Annotated in this window: 1 protein-coding gene; it reads right to left on the minus strand. The window is 55.7% G+C overall.

Translation table 11 applies throughout. The features are described 5' to 3' along the window. The coding region (locus AC5RWD_RS23260; protein ID WP_494022274.1) for a cupin domain-containing protein at positions 1–201 on the minus strand (201 nt) is incomplete at its 3' end. Between the last annotated feature and the right edge of the window lie 214 nt (positions 202–415).

Consider the following 415-nt stretch of genomic DNA (forward strand, 5'->3'; position numbering starts at 1 on the left):
GTACGTGTACGTGTACACCAGAGGCTCGGACGCCTTCAGCTCGAAGAACCCGGCACTCATGACCGATCCTTCAGGGTTGTGCAGGGAGTCGCCGATCGCAGCGACCGTCCCGGGCTCATTCATCGGCGGCAAACCGAGATAGCCGCCCTCGACCTTGTGGATGGATCCGGCCTTGCTCAAAGTTCCTACAACGGTTTCCATGCTTACTCCTATGTGGATAGTGCTGTAAATGGTTCGTCAGAACTGCATCTTCGACAGAACTGTCATTGCCTTTGGTGAGGTTGGTGGGCTGCCCGGAAAGGCACCTGCGCAGCCCGGTCAGGGCCGATGCAACGGATCAACCGCGAGCCATTTGTGATGCTCATCACTTGTGATTCGTTCCCCAAACTGTCACATGAACATCCGTATAAGTCAA

Source organism: Arthrobacter sp. CMU6, assembly GCF_059090205.1.